This is a genomic window from Formosimonas limnophila, assembly GCF_014652675.1.
In the GTDB taxonomy this organism is placed as follows: domain Bacteria; phylum Pseudomonadota; class Gammaproteobacteria; order Burkholderiales; family Burkholderiaceae; genus Hydromonas; species Hydromonas limnophila.
Genome location: NZ_BMZG01000001.1, coordinates 271,696 through 287,974 on the forward strand (window position 1 = coordinate 271,696; position 16,279 = coordinate 287,974).

Here is a 16,279-nt window from a genome sequence, read left to right on the forward strand (position 1 = left end):
GCGTCTATAAGGGCTAAAAATGAAACTATGTGGTTACAGCGTTGGTTTGAACCAACCTTTTTTTCTCATCGCGGGTACTTGCTCAATTGAGGGGCTTGAGATGAGCATTGACGTGGCAGGGCAGCTTAAGGAAATGACCACTGAGTTAGGCATTCCACTCATTTATAAAGGCTCGTTCGATAAAGCCAACCGCTCGTCAGGCAACACCAAACGTGGTGTTGGCATTGATGGTGGGTTGAAAATTCTCGATGAGGTTCGTCGTCAAATCGGCGTGCCGATTCTGACCGATGTTCACGAAATTGACCAAATCAAAGAAGTCGCCAGTGTGGTGGATGTGTTGCAAACCCCCGCGTTTCTGTGCCGTCAAACGGACTTTATCCGCGCCGTCGCGCAAAGCGGTAAGCCTGTGAACATCAAAAAAGGCCAGTTTCTCGCACCATCAGACATGAAAAATGTGGTGGAAAAAGCCCGCAGTGCTGCTCGTGAGTTGGGATTAGAGGAGGATAATTTCCTCGCGTGTGAGCGCGGTGTGAGCTTCGGTTACAACAACCTCGTCTCAGATATGCGCAGTCTCGCAATCATGCGTGAATCGGGCGCCCCTGTGGTTTTTGACGCGACGCACTCAGTTCAACTCCCAGGTGGGCAAGGTACGACCAGCGGTGGTCAGCGCGAATTCGTCCCTGTGCTTGCACGCGCCGCGGTAGCTGCTGGAATCTCGGGATTGTTCATGGAAACTCACCCGAATCCAAATGAAGCATGGTCAGATGGCCCGAATGCAGTGCCGCTCTCGCGCATGAAAGAGTTGCTCGTGACGCTCAAGGCTCTGGACGTCGCGGTGAAAGCGAATGGCGTGTTTTTGGAAGACAATTTTAATACGTGGTAAATCACTGACTCTCTAAAATTTGCTGGCGCTCTTTGACGTCCGGTGCAGTTTTTCTCTACCTGTAGAAAGTGTTTCATGAATCCAGCTTACGTCATCGTCAACGTCAATATCACCGATACCGAACAATACGATAAATACCGTGTTTTATCATCACAAGCGATGACGGAGCACAACGCCGAAATCCTCGTGCGTGGCGGCACACAGGTGATTCTCGAAGGTGAGTTTTATCCGCGCACGGTGATTATGAGGTTCGGTTCGATGGAAAAAGCACAGGCGTTTTATGACTCGGTGACTTATCGAGCAGCACGGGAGCTGCGAGCGGGTGCATCGGTGGCGAATATGGTGATTGTTGAGGGACTGATGTGACTCTGGATTTGCTGGTGCATCATTTTTGTGCAATGGCAAAACCATTTTTGCTTTAATATCGTAGAGTTGTTGTTGACTTGTTCAACGTTAAAAATCAGCTGACTGAGGGTTCGGCATTATTTTTTTATAAAATCAAGGAGTAAGCATGAGTGCTATTATGGACATCGTTGGACGCGAGATTTTGGATTCGCGCGGCAATCCAACTGTGGAATGCGAAATTTTATTAGAGTCAGGCGCAACAGCGCGTGCCGCGGTGCCCTCGGGTGCTTCGACTGGCTCGCGTGAGGCGATTGAGTTGCGTGACGGTGATAAGTCACGTTATTTGGGCAAAGGCGTGTTAAAAGCCGTTGACCACATCAATACCATCATCGCAGATGCCATCATCGGCATGGAAGCAACCGAGCAAGCGAATATTGACCGCACGCTCATCGAGCTTGATGGCACAGAAAATAAATCAAACCTCGGCGCGAATGCTTTGCTCGCAGTGTCTATGGCTGTGGCGCGTGCATCAGCACAAGAAGTAGGTTTGCCGCTGTACCGTTACTTCGGTGGTTCTGGTGCGATGGAGCTGCCTGTCCCGATGATGAACATCGTGAATGGTGGTGCGCACGCTGACAATAATCTTGAGTTTCAAGAGTTCATGGTCATTCCAGCGGGTTTTGACTCGTTCCGCGAAGCGTTGCGTGCGGGGGCGGAGGTTTTCCACGCACTGAAAAAAATCCTGCATGACAAAGGCATGAACACCGCCGTGGGCGACGAAGGTGGCTTTGCGCCGAACTTCCAATCCAACGAAGAATGCTTAAACACTGTGTTGCAAGCGATCGATGTAGCAGGATATAAAGCAGGCGAGCAAATCCTCATTGGTTTGGATTGCGCGGCATCCGAGTTCTATAAGAACGGCAAGTATGAGTTACCAGGTGAAAACTTGAGCTTATCAAGTAAAGAAATGGCTGATTACTTGGCCAATCTCGTTGATAAATTCCCCATCATCACCATCGAAGATGGCATGGCTGAAGGTGACTGGGATGGCTGGAAATACCTGACCGACATCCTCGGCAAAAAAATCCAAATCGTTGGTGATGACTTGTTTGTGACCAATACGAAGATTTTGAAAGAAGGCATCGATAAAGGCATCGCTAACTCGATTCTCATCAAAATCAACCAAATCGGCACATTGACAGAGACTTTCGCGGCCATAGAAATGGCCAAGCGCGCGGGTTACACCGCTGTGATTAGTCATCGTTCAGGTGAAACTGAGGACTCAACGATCGCGGACATCGCTGTTGGTTGCAACGCACTGCAAATCAAAACAGGTTCTTTGTCACGTTCCGACCGTGTGGCGAAGTACAATCAATTGCTGCGCATCGAAGAAGCCTTAGGTGAAACAGCCAGCTATCCTGGTAAACGAGCGTTTTACTGCATCAAGTAACAGGGTTTTCAGGTTTATTTGCTCAAAAGCGTGGATTCGTCCACGCTTTTTTATTGGCTAAATCAAGCACTTAAGTGCAATAACTATTATAATTTGGGCAATTATTGTCCTTGCTGGGATACAGCCATGCGTCGTTTACCGTTGTTTTTATTGTTGATTGTTGTTGCGTTACAGTGGCCACTGTGGACGGGGTACTATGACGTGTACAAAACCCGCAAAAAAATTGCTGAGCAGCAAAAAATCAATCAAGAACTCATTTATCGAAATGCCGCATTGCAAGCCGATGTGCAAGACCTCAAACAAGGTAGTGATGCGCTACAGGAACGGGCGCGCTTGCAGCTGGGCATGGTGAAACGAGATGAGGTTTTTGTACAGGTGATGGATCAGCCTTCTGAGGTTAATCCCACAGCACCTGCGCCAGTAGCAGACAGCGTTAAACCCTAAAAACCAATTTAATCATCAGGGGACATGGCGATGCTGGCTTGGATAAAACGCTTGTTGGCATTGGCAATATTGTCGCTGCTGATTGTCTCCGCGCCGCTTTGGCGCATTCTCGCGGTCAATCCGATTTCTCCACAGACTCATGCGCAAGCAGCCATTGTGCTCGGTGCCGCTACGTCTCAAAACCAAATGTCCAACGCACTAAAAGCGCGTGTGGATTACGCGATTGAGTTATACCAGAAAAAGCGCGTTGACCAGCTAATTTTTACGGGCGGGTATCGCGATAAAAATCCTGCTAAAGACTTATCTGAAGCGGCAGTGGCGAAGGCTTATGCGTTGTCTAAGGGGATTCCTGCCTCTGCCATCACCCTTGATGAAGTCTCTACCACGACCTTAGAAAACATCCGAGAAGCAAAGAAGCGCATGGTTGATTTGAATTTAAAAAATGCCTTGGTCATCAGCGATGAGTGGCATTTGGCACGTGCGGTGCAGATGGCTAAAGATGAAGGGTTGCAGGTGGTGGGTGCTCCGACACCATATTCGGTTTATCAGTCGACCTCAAAAAAAATCGGGTTTGTGTGGCGTGAGGTCAAAACCACTTGGGCTTATTGGGTGGCGGGTATTTGAAGCGCTTTTTCTACTTAACTTCAGGATCATGAGTTTGGTTCGGTTTTTGAACTAAGGTGATGACTGGTAAGGGAAAAATCAAAAGACGCGACTTATCGCGTCTTTTCGTGGTTTTTAGGAGTTTCTATTACTTTAATGGAGCTTGCTGTTTAAATGGGCATTTGCTTCTGGGGTAAATAACTCATGAACCTGAGCGGCACTGAGCATATAGTGTTGCCCACAGAAATCGCATGAGACATTGACTTCAAGGTTGTCATCGAGCATGTCGGTGGCCTCATCTTCACCCAGCAAAGTAATCATGTTGGCGACTTTGGTGGGTGAGCAGGTGCAAGCAAATTGCACAGGCTCCGTGGTGTGCGTATCGCGTGGCTGCTCCCAAAACAAACGATGCATGAGCGTATCAGTGTCATTTTTTAATAACTCATCAGCACCGAGCGTGCGGCCAATGTGGGCAATGTCATCCCACGTACTGGCAAACTCAGTATTCATGCCACCGCCATGGTCAGGCAAGCGCTGTAGCAGAAAACCTGCAGCATTGTCATCATCGGCAGACAACTGAATCACTGTGTCTAACTGCTCAGAACTGGTCATGTAGTGCATGAGGATGTCTGCCATCGACTCGCCTGTGAGTGGCACGATGCCTTGGTAAGGTTGCTGGCCTTCTTGGCGGTTGTTTGGGTCAAGCGTGATGGCGAAACGACCTTGGCCGTTGGTGTTGATGAGTTGTGCGAGCGTCATGTCGTCGGTGATGACGGCATTTTCGCGCAATTTGGCCGTGGCGCGAACTGTGAGGTCGGCGCGACACTCAGCGACGAGCAAAATAATAGGACCATCACCATGGATTTGCATCACGAGGCTGCCATCGAATTTAAGATTGGCGCAGAGCAGGGCACTGGCGGCAACCAACTCACCCATGATTTTTTCGACCGCTGCAGGATAGCGGCGATAGGCGCGGACATCGCGCCATGTCTTTGGTAAATGAACGAGTTCGCCTTTGACAGGCGCATCTTTGAATAAAAATCGGTGTAGTGTGTCGGACATGGTGTTTTTTGACTTTGGGAAATGTGGTATTTTACGCGAGTTTGCTGTTTCTAGTGAAATGAGCTATAGAGCCGTTGTAAATCGGCTTTAATTGATGGGGTATTTATGCTGCGTTGGGATGTTTTTTGTCGGGTGGTGGATAACTTTGGTGACATTGGCGTGTGTTGGCGACTGGTGCGTCAATTGAGCGCAGAGTACGGTCAAAACGTACGGCTGTGGGTGGATGATGTGACTTCACTGGCTGCGATTTGGCCGTCTGTCGATGTGCTTTTGGAGACGCAAGACGTTGCAGGTGTTACGGTCATGTGCTGGTCAGAGGAGGTGGCTTGGGAGGCTGTACAGGTTGCTGATGTGGTTGTTGAGGCTTTCGACTGCAAAGCACCCGAAAAGTATATCAACACGATGGCGGTACGACGTGCGATGACAGGTGATGCGCCACGCTGGATTAATCTTGAGTATATGACGGCCGAAACCTGGGCGCAGGACTGCCATTTGATGAGCTCACCCAAGCAGGGCGGGTTGGAACGGGTGTTTTTCTTCCCTGGGTTTACTGCTAAAACAGGCGGGTTGCTTCGTGAGCGTGGATTACTGGCTCAGCGTGATGCGCTGGATAAAACGATGGTTTGGGCAGAGCTAACTGGTTTTGAGTATGTGGATGATGCGCTGAAAATCACTTTGTTTGGTTATGAGCGGATGCCTTTGCTGACTTGGTTGCCTTGTTTGGTGAACTCATCTGTGCCGATTCAATTGGCGGTGACGGCGGGGCAGGCGAGTACTGCACTGCGTGCTGCTTGGCAGACGTTGGGCTTTCTTTCGTCATATCAGCAAGGGGCTTTGTCGGTAGCGTTTATGCCGATGCTGGCGCAAAATCGATTCGATGAACTGCTGTGGGGTAGCGATTTAAATTTTGTTCGTGGCGAGGACTCTCTGGTTCGAGCATTGTGGGCGGGTGTGCCGTTTGTGTGGCAGATTTATGAGCAAAGCGATGGGGCGCATTGGCCGAAACTTGATGCATTCATGGCGTTGTATTCTGATGATTTATCGACCAATGCTGCCGCTGCGTGTGCTGTCTGGCAGAACTGGCTGCGGTTTTGGAATGGCGATATTAGATTTGATGCGGCCTCTGCATGGACTGCTTTGATGGTTGAGTGGTCCGATTTACAACGTCACGCCCGCAAAAAGTCCGATGAATGGGCGCAAGTTGATGGTTTGGCGCAACAATTGGCGCGACGATGTGGTGTTTATGGGTAAAAGTCGTTATAATGCTGCGTTGATTTTTAGCAAAGATTTTTGCGTTATTGCTCATCTGAGTGAAACATTATTGGTTTTATCACAAAATTTATCAGGGGTTTGTCTGATGGATTTTTAACTCTACTTACGGTAACGATCAGTTTTTATTTTTTAGTAAAGCTTCGTTGTCCGTACTTCTTTAGGTCTTATTATGAAAATTGCACAAGAATTGCGCGTTGGTAACGTATTTATGCTCGATGGCAACGCCAAAGTTGTCCTCAAAACCGAATACAGCCGCTCAGGTCGCTCAGGCGCGGTCATCAAAATGAAAATGAAAGACTTGCTCACAGGTGCGGGTTCTGAAAACGTATTTAGCGCAGATGACAAGCTTGACGTTGTGGTGCTTGACAAAAAACGTGTGACTTACTCATACTTCAACGATCCAATGTATGTGTTCATGGATGCAGAGTACAATCAGTACGACATCGAAGCTGAAAGCATGGGAGATGCACTAAATTACCTCGAAGACGCAATGGAATGCGATGTGGTGTTTTACCAAGAGCGTCCAATTTCTGTCGAACTCGACACAGTGATTGTACGTGAAGTGACGTACACAGAACCTGCGGTTAAAGGGGATACATCTTCTGGTCGTGTGCTCAAAGCAGCGAAAATCGCAACGGGTTTTGAAATCCCAGTGCCATTGTTCGTTGACACGGGTGACAAAATTGAAATCGACACGCGCACCAACGAATACCGTTCACGTGTGAAGTAATCAGCACGATGCGAAAATCGGCCAGCAAATCCTGTATTTGTTGGCCTTTTTTCCATCTATAGACTGTAATCGCTCGAGAAAACTGAGGCGATTTTTTCGGGATTAACTTATTTGCTTCATCGGGATGTGTTTGTGCATCCTCTAAAGTGTTTGTGGCAAAATCAAAATAGGAGTCATGATGCCAGATTGGTTAAATCAGGAAGTGCTGTACACCTATTCGGTGCCGTTTTTTGTCGCCGTGATTTTGGCAGAGATGTTTTTTTCGCATCGCCAATCACTGAACCTGTACCGACAAGGTGATTTGCTCAAGAACCTGTATTTTGCATTGATCAACATTGGCCTTGATTTGGTCATGAAAGGCTTTGCCTTTTTTATGCTCGGCTGGGCGTATACGCATCGAGTGATAGAGGTTGAAAATGTGTGGCTGTACTGGCTGATTTTAGTTTTACTGCAAGATTTTGCGTACTATGTGCACCACTTCATGGATCATCATATTCGATTATTTTGGGCGGTGCACATCACACATCATAGCTCGGAGCATTTCAACATCACTACGGGTTTTCGTTCACCTGTCTTTCAGCCGCTGTATCGGTATTTTTATTTCATGCCCGTGGCGTTTTTGGGTTTTGAGCCGCTGCACATCATGTTTTCATACGCCGCTACGCAGATTTACGGCACATTGATTCACACGCAGACGATTAAAAAAATGGGTGTGTTTGAGCACTTTATGGTTACACCGTCGCACCATCGTGTGCATCATGCCTCGAATGTGGTTTATTTAGACAAAAACATGGGTATGTTCTTGATTATTTGGGACAAAATTTTTGGCACGTTTAAACCTGAGCAAGACAACGAGCCTGTGCGTTACGGTATCGTCACACCACTGACACCTGAGCAAGAGCTTCATCCTGTGAAGACGATTACCCATGAGTTTGAAGCGATTTGGAAAGATGCCACCCAGTCAAACTTGACGGTGGGGCAACGACTTAAATATATTTTTGGCCCGCCAGGTTGGAGCCATGATGGTAGTAAGCAGACCAGCAAACAGATGCAAGCCGCGCTGAAAACCTAAACACAAAATACAAAAAAGCCAACGGTGAAAACCATTGGCTTTTTTTGACAGGTTCGCCAGTGGTTATGCCATCACCGCAGCCATGGCATTCGCGACTTTATCGACGTTGTGGTTGTTTAGACCTGCGACGCACATACGGCCTGATTTGACCATGTACACGGCAAATTCCTCGCGCAAACGGTCAACTTGGTCAGCAGATAATCCTGTGTAGCTGAACATACCGCGTTGTTTGAGCAAGTACGAAAAGTCTTTGCCTGCGACTTTTGCTGTGAGCACATCATAGAGCTTTTGGCGCATGGCTTTGATGCGGGTACGCATTTCGGTGACTTCACCTTCCCACATCGTACGTAATTCAGGCTCGTTCATCACTGCTGCCGTCACGGTTGAGACGTGATAAGCGGGTGATGAGTAGTTTTTACGGATGGTTAGTTTGAGTTGACCCAAAACAACTTCGGCCTCTGCAGCATCTTTACATACTGCAGACAAACCGCCTGAACGCTCGCCGTAGTATGAGAGATTTTTTGAGTATGAGTTTGACACGAAGAAACTTACACCTGCTTCGGCCATTAAGCGAATCGCAATCGCGTCTTCTTCGATGCCGTCGCCGAAACCTTGGTAAGCGATGTCCATGAATGCGATGAGCTGCTTGTCTTTGACCACTGCGATGACTTCTTTCCATTGCTCAGTGGTTAAGTCAACACCTGTCGGGTTGTGGCAGCATGGGTGCAGCAAAACCACGGTTTTTGCGGGCAATGACTTGAGTGTGTCGAGCATTTCGCTAAATTTCACGCCACCTGAGACTGAGTCGTAGTATGGATAAGTTTTTACATTGAAGCCTGCTGCTTCGAAAATCGCACGGTGATTGTCCCATGTCGGGTCAGACACGTACAAATCGCTTGTCGGAAAGTATTTTTTCAGAAAGTCAGCACCGATGCGTAAAGCGCCAGATGCACCGATGGCTTGAACGGTGGCAACACGTTTGTTGAGCACTGCTTCGTGTTTCTCACCAAACAATAAGTTTTGAATCGCTGTGCGGAACCCCGCCAAACCTTCCATCGGCAGGTAAGGGCGTGCTTCGAGATGTGTCGCTAGATGGGTTTCAGCTTTGACCACAGAAGGCAGCAAAGGAATCACGCCGTTTTCGTCATAATACAAACCAATACCCAGATTGACCTTGTCTGCACGAGGGTCTTTCTTGAATGAATCAACCAAACCCAAAATTGGGTCGCCAGGGTAAACGTCAACGTGTTCAAACATGATTGTGCCTTATCGTTTAGGGTGAGCGAAAAGCTTGATTATACTGGGGATTGCTATAATTTAAAAGGCCAAAAGTACTGTTATATCATCATGCAAAAAGCCACTGAGGGTTTAGTGGTTTTTTTGCATGATGATTGTATGATGGATGGGTTCTTGATAAAAATGCGGTCGCGTGTTGTTTTGATCAGAGTGCTTCTACAGTCTTTAAAACTTCGTTGACATGATCGGCAACTTTAACTTTTCGCCACTCGTGCACCAGTTGGCCTTGTTCATCAATGATGAATGTGCTGCGCTCGATACCACGGACTTGTTTGCCATACATCATTTTTTGTTTGATGACATCAAATTGCTGGCATAGCAATTCTTCTGTGTCTGCAATCAGTTCAAAGGGCAAATCCAGCTTCTCTTTAAAGCGGTCATGTGACTTGAGCGAGTCTCGTGAGACCCCAAAAATGAGCGTATTAAGAGCTGAAAATTGATCTATTGCATCACGAAAAGCGATGGACTCATTGGTGCAGCCTGGCGTGTTGTCTTTGGGGTAAAAATACAAAACGATCTTTTTGCCACGATACTCAGAGAGCGAAAAAGAGGCGTACTCACCACTTTGTAGTGTGGTGAGAGGAACAGAAATGTCAGGGATGGTTTGGTTCAGTGTGACAGTCATGATGGCCTTCGTGGATGGTTTTATTGAGGAATGGGTAAAAGAATCAGGGCGAGTACTTGACGGCCTTCGCTCATGAGGACGTTATAAGTGCGGGCGGCGGCGTCTGAGGACATACACTCGACCCCAATTTTTGCGTTGTAGAGCGGCGCTAATCGGGCAGGGGAAATGAAGTGTTGTTTCGTACCTGTGCCGATGATGAGTACTTCGGGTTGTTGGGCGATAATGGTTTGCCACATCAAATCAGATAACTCTTCAGGTCTTGATGCGTGAATGGGTGTCAAGGCCCCTTCAGGTGAAATGAGCAGGCTGCTTGAATGAGGTTGCTGATTGACGTGAATTGCTTGCGCATCAATGGCGGTGATGGTGTTTTGATTTGGGTTGATGTCAGGTTGGAAATTCATGTTTTTGTGCAAGCCTGTATAAATAATTCTAAAAAACAAGCTGAAACCATAAAAAATAACAAAAAAATTATATTTTCAGGTTAAAGCGTGGAAAATTTAATTCCTCTCGTGTACACTGCTGGAAATGCAGGTTGTTTTCAGCCAGTTTTTGTGCACTCATTATCCACCATAAATGGTGACGATGACATGAAAATAAAGTGCCGCTATACACAAAAATGCAGTCATTCAATCAAATCAACCATTAGGAATCGTCGTGTCCGTCAAGCCCATCAAGAAATCCCATAAATTAGACAATGTTTGCTACGATATTCGTGGCCCTGTGATGCAAAAAGCCAACCAAATGGAGGCAGAGGGCGCGCGCATTATTAAGCTCAATATCGGTAACTTGGCCGCCTTCAATTTCACGGTGCCAGAGGAAATGGAACAGGACTTAGCCAAAAACCTGCCCAATGCGGCAGGATACACAGATTCAAAAGGGATTTTTGGCGCGCGCAAAGCCATCATGCACTATACGCAGCAAAAGCGCATCAAAGGTGTGACACTCGATGACATCATTATCGGTAATGGTGTCTCTGAGTTAATTGGCTTTGCCATGCATGCTTTACTCAATGTGGGCGATGAAGTGTTGATTCCGATGCCAGATTACCCGCTTTGGACGGCGGCGACGACGTTGGCGGGCGGGACGCCTGTTCACTATCTGTGTGATGAGGACAATGAGTGGAATCCATCCATTGAGGACATTAAGTCAAAAATCACCTCAAACACCAAAGCGATTGTGGTGATTAATCCTAACAACCCAACGGGTGCTTTGTATTCGGATGAGATTTTGCAGCAAATCGTCGACATCGCACGCGAGCATAACCTCGTGGTGATGGCTGACGAAATCTATGACCGTGTTTTATATGATGGCCACAGTCATACGTCCGTCGCTTCTCTGGCCGATGACGTGTTTTTTGTGACCATGAATGGTTTGTCTAAAAACTACCGTGCTTGCGGCTACCGCGCGGGCTGGATGGTTCTGTCTGGTGCGAAAGAATCAGCCTCTGGCTACATCGAAGGGCTTGTGATGCTTGCCTCCATGCGCCTGTGCGCCAATGCACCAGGTCAGCACACCATCCAAACCGCTTTGGGTGGTTATCAAAGTATTGACGACCTTGTTGCGCCCACAGGACGACTGGCGCGCCAACGTGATTTGGCTTATCAGCTCATCAGCGAGATACCAGGGGTGTCCTGCGTTAAGCCAAAAGCGGCGATGTATCTGTTTCCACGACTTGATCCAAAGGTCTATCCGATTGAGGATGACCAGTCTTTTGTCCTAGAGTTTTTGGAAAAAGAGAAAGTGTTGGTTGTGCAGGGCACAGGTTTTAATTGGCACGCGCATGATCACCTGCGCTTTGTGTTTTTACCAATTGAGGATGAGCTGCGCGAAGCCATTGGCCGATTTGCGAAGTTTCTTAAAGACTATCGGGAAAGAGCAGTTGTATGAAAAACCCCAAAATGATTGGTATGGTGGTGCTGCTCGCGGCGTTGAGTTTGCCATTGTTCGCACGTGAAACAATTGTCACTGCGCAGCAGTGTTAATGGTACATGGAAAAGCCACTTCGGTGAATTTCAGATTTGGGCTTTGGGACAGCAGCGCTTAGAAGTCTCATTCAATAGCGTTTATGAGTACACTTTAGACGATGGCTCGCTTATGGCCAATATGGGACAGGCCGATGGCATTGCTCAGATTAAAGGCAACACCGCAATTTTTAAACCTCAGCCCGATGCAAACTGTGAGCTGATTTTGCGGTTTGTTAACAAAACATTGTGAGTCAGTACACGGGGGAACGATATTGATTGTGGATTTGGGCATAACGTGACTGCTGACGGCATCTACAAAAAAATCAACTCAAAAAAACCTGATTTTGAAAATAATCCTCTATGATGGCTTAATTAGTCTTGATTTTTAGGAGAAATTCATTCGTCCTGTTCAATTTTTACTCACCGCTTTTGCCGTTCTTGCCGTGATATTGCTCATTGCTAAACTCATTGGCGGTAACGCCATGATGGCCACCGCTGCCAAATGGTTCATTCCACTCTGTTTTGCCGCAGCGGCCTATAACATGTCGATTGGTATCAGCTACGGCTATGGTTTTATGGAAGAGATACCATTTTTGTTGTTAAATTTCGGCGTTCCATCAGCAGTAGTATTTTTTGTGACGAAAAATTTGGCAGTCTAAGTCTATTATCTATTTGTTTCGCGAAATCGATGGAGAATATAAAAAACAGCTTCGGCTGTTTTTTTGTTGGTCAATCAATTACAGCGTTCATTCTCGCTTTTGTGGCAAATGCGGTAGAATGCAGCGCGCGACATCAGAAATTCGCGTGTTTTTTTAATAGAAATGATCACAAACCATGACACAAGCTTATTCAGAAGACAGTATCCGCGTCCTTAAGGGGTTAGAGCCCGTTAAAGAACGTCCTGGCATGTACACACGCACGGAGAATCCACTGCATATCATCCAAGAGGTGATTGACAATGCAGCGGACGAGGCGTTGGGTGGCTTTGGCAATACCATTGCGGTGACCTTGCACGCCGATGGTATGGTCAGCGTTGAGGATGATGGACGGGGGATTCCGATTGGAATTCATCCTGAAGAAGGTGTACCTGTTATTGAGATTGTGTTCACGCGACTGCACGCAGGCGGTAAGTTTAATAAGAAAGACGGCGGTGCTTATGCCTTCTCAGGTGGTTTGCATGGTGTCGGCGTCTCGGTGACCAATGCTTTATCGACGTATCTCGGCGTGACGGTTTGGCGCGAAAAGCAAGTGGCGAGTTTGGTCTTTTCTGCGGGTGATGTGTTGGAGCAGCTCAATGTGCGTGATGCTGCTCGGGGCGACAAAAAGAACGGCACTCGTGTGACGGTCAAGCCAGACCCTAAATATTTTGACTCTCCCAACATTCCGCAAGCCGAGCTTGAACGAGTGCTGCGGGCAAAAGCCGTCTTGCTGCCGGGTGTTAAGGTCACATTGACCAATGAAAAAACAGATCAAACGCAAACGTGGTTTTATGAAGATGGTTTGCAAGGCTATCTGCGAGAAAATTTAGAAGCTGAGCCATTGATTCCTTTCTTCGGTGGTGAGTGGTTTGCGCCTGCGGGTGATGAGACGTTTGCAAAAGGTGAGGGCGCATCGTGGGTGCTGGCTTGGACGCAGGAGGGCAGTTTGCTGCGCGAGAGTTATGTGAATTTGATTGGCACGCCTGCGGGCGGAACGCATGAAGCGGGTGTTCGTGAGGGCGTGTTTGGTGCAGTAAAGAGCTTCATCGAGTTGCATGCCTTATTGCCCAAAGGTGTGAAACTGATTTCTGATGACGTGTTTGCACGAACGTCCTTTGTCCTGTCGGCCAAAGTGCTTGACCCGCAATTTCAAGGACAAACCAAAGAACGGTTAAATAACCGAGATGCCGTCAAACTCGTGGCGCAGGCGACGCGCCCAGCGCTCGAATTATGGCTCAATCAGCATGTGGACTATGGCAAACAATTGGCCGAGTTGGTGATCGCTCAAGCACAGGCGCGAAACAAAGCCGCCCAAAAAGTTGAGAAGAAAAAAAGTTCAGGTGTGGCCGTACTACCAGGCAAATTAACTGATTGCGAGTCAACGGATTTGGCACACAACGAGTTATTCTTGGTCGAGGGTGATTCGGCAGGTGGTTCGGCAAAAATGGGGCGCGACAAAGAGTTCCAAGCGATTTTGCCGCTGCGCGGTAAAGTGCTCAATACGTGGGAAGTCGATAAAGATCGATTGTTTGCCAATAATGAGGTTCACGACATCGCCGTGGCGATTGGCGTTGATCCACACAGCGCAAAGGACGAGCCAGATTTGTCTGGATTGCGCTACGGCAAGATTTGTATTTTGTCCGATGCGGACGTGGACGGTTCGCACATTCAGGTGTTGTTACTGACGTTGTTTTACAAACACTTTCCCAAACTTATTGAAAAAGGTCATGTATACATCGCTCGCCCACCGCTGTTTCGAGTGGATGTGCCAGCGCGGGGCAAAAAACCTGCTCAAAAAGTCTATTGCCTCGATACAGACGAGCTAACACGCATACAGGACAAATTAATCCAAGACGGTGTCAAAGAATCCGCATGGCAAGTGTCACGGTTCAAAGGTTTGGGTGAGATGAATGCCGAACAGCTTTGGGAAACCACCATGAATCCCGACACACGCCGTCTCTCAAAAGTCGCTTTGTCGATGGCCAATGTCAGCTCGGATGATATCAGTACAGCGATGATGAATATGCTTATGGGCAAAGGCGAAGCGTCATCACGCCGTGCTTGGCTTGAAGAAAAAGGTAATTTGACCGAAGCGGATATATAAAATGACATTTGTCAAAAGCGGCGTATAATACGTAAAAACCACAGTTATATAATTAAGGTAAACAAAGTTGAACATCAAAAAACATCTATCCACCCTCGTATTGGCTTGGATCGCCAGTGCTGCTTTTGCGTCTGTTGCACAAGCGAGTGGCATGTATGTGTACGTGGATGATCAAGGTGTGCCGCACTATGCTTTGCAGAAGTTAGATGAGCGTTACCAGCTTTTTGTTCACGATGGTCCTGCTTTATCGGATGATGTCAAAGTGCTTGCTGTGACACCAGAAAACGACGGCAGTATGACCCCCAATCTGCCCAATATGGGTAACTATGGTACAGGTATGAACTTGAATGGTTTGCGTATTGCTGAGCCATCCAGAGCTGTTTTGAATAAACTTCTACGCAGTCAGGCCTTGGCGCGTTATGAGCCGATTATTCACAAACATGCTCGAATTTATGGTGTTGATCCGAATTTGATTAAGGCAGTTATGGCCGCTGAGTCTGGTTTTAATGCCAGTGCAGTTTCGCCCAAAAATGCCCAAGGTCTCATGCAAGTCATCCCACCAACTGCCGCTCGTTATGGTGTGACGGTGACGCAACTCATGAATCCTGAGAGAAATATTTACGCAGGTGTGCGTTATTTGGCAGATTTGTCCCGTATGTTTAAAGGTCGTCCAGAACTGATTATCGCTGCTTACAATGCAGGCGAGGGCGCGGTATATAAATACAAGCGCACCATCCCACCGTACAAAGAAACCCAAAATTACGTGCGGACTGTACTCCAGTATTACAGTGTTTACCAACCGGGTGGCATGGTGGTGTCTGATAGCGGTATTGCGTCAACGTCGAAAACCAGCAATCGCCGTTCTGCGCAAAGAGTCAGTATGAAAGTGGGCGGTCAACTCAATAAAAAAGTGGTGCAATAATCAATCATTAGCAACGCCAAATAATGCTGAACGCATGAAAAAGCGACTGAATATTCAGTCGCTTTTTGACAAATCCACCTTCAAACATCATGAAAAACTTGTGGCTGATACCACCAATGTGGCCGATAAACCGCAATCAATGCCGTTGCCATACCACTGAGCAATCCTTCTCCCCATGCCAATAAAATAGGAATCAACAGTAAAAAATCATTATTCTCAATACGTGCAGCCAAATCTAAATACTGTAAAACAAGTAAATTAATCCAAACAGTTACAGCCATACCCAAAGCAGCGACAAAAAAGCCTCGTACGATGATGAACACAAACAAGCGTTTGGGCAAATACAAATTGACTAAATAATGTAGTAATGCAGCGCAAAATATCGGCAAGGCGACGACAAGCGCATACTGAACGCCCCAAACTATGATGGACTCATGACGGGTGAGGTTGGTCACCACCAAAACAACACCCAATGCCAATAGCGTTAACCGCGCACCAAGCAGCAAATAGGCAATGCTGGCACCAATCAAATGCAGATACAAATAATCAAGAGCCTGCGCTTTGATGAGCCAAATCAAACAAAGCATTAAGGTCAAACCCAGCCAGAGGTTTTGTCGTAAATGATCTTTGATGGATGCCCGTGTGCTGGGCAATAAAGCAATTATCACAAGCCCTGCAAAAATCACAGCATTTATACTCCACCAAATATTGAGATTGAATATTTCGTCAGGATTGGGGTGGTCGAACATAGTGACTTTTAGTGTTGGGTGGTATGAATATCAGATAAAAAACCCTTGCGCTGTGCCGCA

General features: G+C 47.3%; 18 protein-coding genes. 13 read left to right on the forward strand and 5 right to left on the reverse strand.

Features of this window, described 5'->3' with window-relative positions; translation table 11 throughout:
- Window positions 1-19 precede the first annotated feature (19 nt).
- The 5 genes from kdsA (at window position 20) to IE082_RS01265 (ending at window position 3,746) form a co-directional block, all read left to right on the forward strand.
- Window positions 20-883, forward strand: a complete 864-nt coding sequence (gene kdsA / locus IE082_RS01245; protein WP_189490520.1) for a 3-deoxy-8-phosphooctulonate synthase — start codon at window positions 20-22, stop codon at window positions 881-883.
- 75 nt (window positions 884-958) lie between these two features.
- The gene (locus IE082_RS01250; RefSeq protein WP_189490521.1) at window positions 959-1,249 is read left to right on the forward strand and encodes a DUF1330 domain-containing protein; all 291 of its coding nucleotides are present in this window, start codon (window positions 959-961) and stop codon (window positions 1,247-1,249) included.
- Between the two features lie 145 nt (window positions 1,250-1,394).
- Entirely contained in the window at window positions 1,395-2,678 is a 1,284-nt protein-coding gene (gene eno / locus IE082_RS01255) for a phosphopyruvate hydratase (RefSeq protein ID WP_189490523.1), read from the forward strand.
- A 126-nt stretch (window positions 2,679-2,804) separates the two neighbouring features.
- Window positions 2,805-3,122 (forward strand): septum formation initiator family protein, encoded by a 318-nt coding sequence (locus tag IE082_RS01260; RefSeq protein WP_189490525.1) that lies wholly within the window; start codon window positions 2,805-2,807, stop codon window positions 3,120-3,122.
- 30 nt (window positions 3,123-3,152) lie between these two features.
- Window positions 3,153-3,746 (forward strand): YdcF family protein, encoded by a 594-nt coding sequence (locus IE082_RS01265; protein WP_189490527.1) that lies wholly within the window; start codon window positions 3,153-3,155, stop codon window positions 3,744-3,746.
- A 132-nt stretch (window positions 3,747-3,878) separates the two neighbouring features.
- Here IE082_RS01265 and hslO read toward each other — a convergent pair whose 3' ends face one another.
- A complete protein-coding gene (hslO, locus tag IE082_RS01270) occupies window positions 3,879-4,787 on the reverse strand; it encodes an Hsp33 family molecular chaperone HslO (RefSeq protein ID WP_189490529.1) in 909 nt (302 codons plus the stop codon).
- Between the two features lie 105 nt (window positions 4,788-4,892).
- Here hslO and earP point away from each other — a divergent pair, with 105 nt between their 5' ends.
- The 3 genes from earP to IE082_RS01285 all read left to right on the forward strand — a co-directional run bounded on the left by earP (window position 4,893) and on the right by IE082_RS01285 (window position 7,861).
- Window positions 4,893-6,038 carry an elongation factor P maturation arginine rhamnosyltransferase EarP gene (earP, locus tag IE082_RS01275; protein ID WP_189490530.1) on the forward strand — a complete coding sequence of 382 codons (1,146 nt, stop codon included), beginning with the start codon at window positions 4,893-4,895 and terminating at the stop codon, window positions 6,036-6,038.
- 190 nt (window positions 6,039-6,228) lie between these two features.
- Complete coding sequence (gene efp, locus IE082_RS01280) at window positions 6,229-6,789, forward strand: elongation factor P (RefSeq protein WP_189490532.1); 561 nt, start codon at window positions 6,229-6,231, stop codon at window positions 6,787-6,789.
- Window positions 6,790-6,964: 175 nt separating this feature from the next.
- A complete protein-coding gene (locus IE082_RS01285; protein WP_229809661.1) occupies window positions 6,965-7,861 on the forward strand; it encodes a sterol desaturase family protein in 897 nt (298 codons plus the stop codon).
- Between the two features lie 63 nt (window positions 7,862-7,924).
- On the opposite strand, the gene IE082_RS01290 is transcribed toward IE082_RS01285, so the two are convergent.
- The 3 genes from IE082_RS01290 to IE082_RS01300 all read right to left on the reverse strand — a co-directional run bounded on the left by IE082_RS01290 (window position 7,925) and on the right by IE082_RS01300 (window position 10,183).
- Window positions 7,925-9,118, reverse strand: coding sequence for an amino acid aminotransferase (locus IE082_RS01290; protein ID WP_189490533.1), 1,194 nt, complete (start codon window positions 9,116-9,118; stop codon window positions 7,925-7,927).
- Window positions 9,119-9,302: 184 nt separating this feature from the next.
- The gene (locus IE082_RS01295; RefSeq protein WP_189490536.1) at window positions 9,303-9,782 is read right to left on the reverse strand and encodes a peroxiredoxin; all 480 of its coding nucleotides are present in this window, start codon (window positions 9,780-9,782) and stop codon (window positions 9,303-9,305) included.
- A gap of 20 nt (window positions 9,783-9,802) precedes the next feature.
- Entirely contained in the window at window positions 9,803-10,183 is a 381-nt protein-coding gene (locus IE082_RS01300) for an Mth938-like domain-containing protein (protein ID WP_189490538.1), read from the reverse strand.
- A 253-nt stretch (window positions 10,184-10,436) separates the two neighbouring features.
- Between IE082_RS01300 and IE082_RS01305 the strand changes: the two genes are divergently transcribed.
- The 5 genes from IE082_RS01305 (at window position 10,437) to IE082_RS01325 (ending at window position 15,470) form a co-directional block, all read left to right on the forward strand.
- Entirely contained in the window at window positions 10,437-11,669 is a 1,233-nt protein-coding gene (locus IE082_RS01305; RefSeq protein ID WP_229809662.1) for a pyridoxal phosphate-dependent aminotransferase, read from the forward strand.
- A 63-nt stretch (window positions 11,670-11,732) separates the two neighbouring features.
- The gene (locus tag IE082_RS01310) at window positions 11,733-11,996 is read left to right on the forward strand and encodes a hypothetical protein (RefSeq protein WP_189490540.1); all 264 of its coding nucleotides are present in this window, start codon (window positions 11,733-11,735) and stop codon (window positions 11,994-11,996) included.
- A gap of 232 nt (window positions 11,997-12,228) precedes the next feature.
- Window positions 12,229-12,405 carry a hypothetical protein gene (locus IE082_RS01315; RefSeq protein ID WP_229809663.1) on the forward strand — a complete coding sequence of 59 codons (177 nt, stop codon included), beginning with the start codon at window positions 12,229-12,231 and terminating at the stop codon, window positions 12,403-12,405.
- Between the two features lie 175 nt (window positions 12,406-12,580).
- Window positions 12,581-14,548 (forward strand): DNA topoisomerase IV subunit B, encoded by a 1,968-nt coding sequence (locus IE082_RS01320; protein ID WP_189490542.1) that lies wholly within the window; start codon window positions 12,581-12,583, stop codon window positions 14,546-14,548.
- 67 nt (window positions 14,549-14,615) lie between these two features.
- The gene (locus tag IE082_RS01325) at window positions 14,616-15,470 is read left to right on the forward strand and encodes a lytic transglycosylase domain-containing protein (RefSeq protein ID WP_189490544.1); all 855 of its coding nucleotides are present in this window, start codon (window positions 14,616-14,618) and stop codon (window positions 15,468-15,470) included.
- A gap of 80 nt (window positions 15,471-15,550) precedes the next feature.
- On the opposite strand, the gene IE082_RS01330 is transcribed toward IE082_RS01325, so the two are convergent.
- Window positions 15,551-16,219 (reverse strand): energy-coupling factor ABC transporter permease, encoded by a 669-nt coding sequence (locus tag IE082_RS01330; RefSeq protein ID WP_189490546.1) that lies wholly within the window; start codon window positions 16,217-16,219, stop codon window positions 15,551-15,553.
- Window positions 16,220-16,279: the final 60 nt, after the last annotated feature.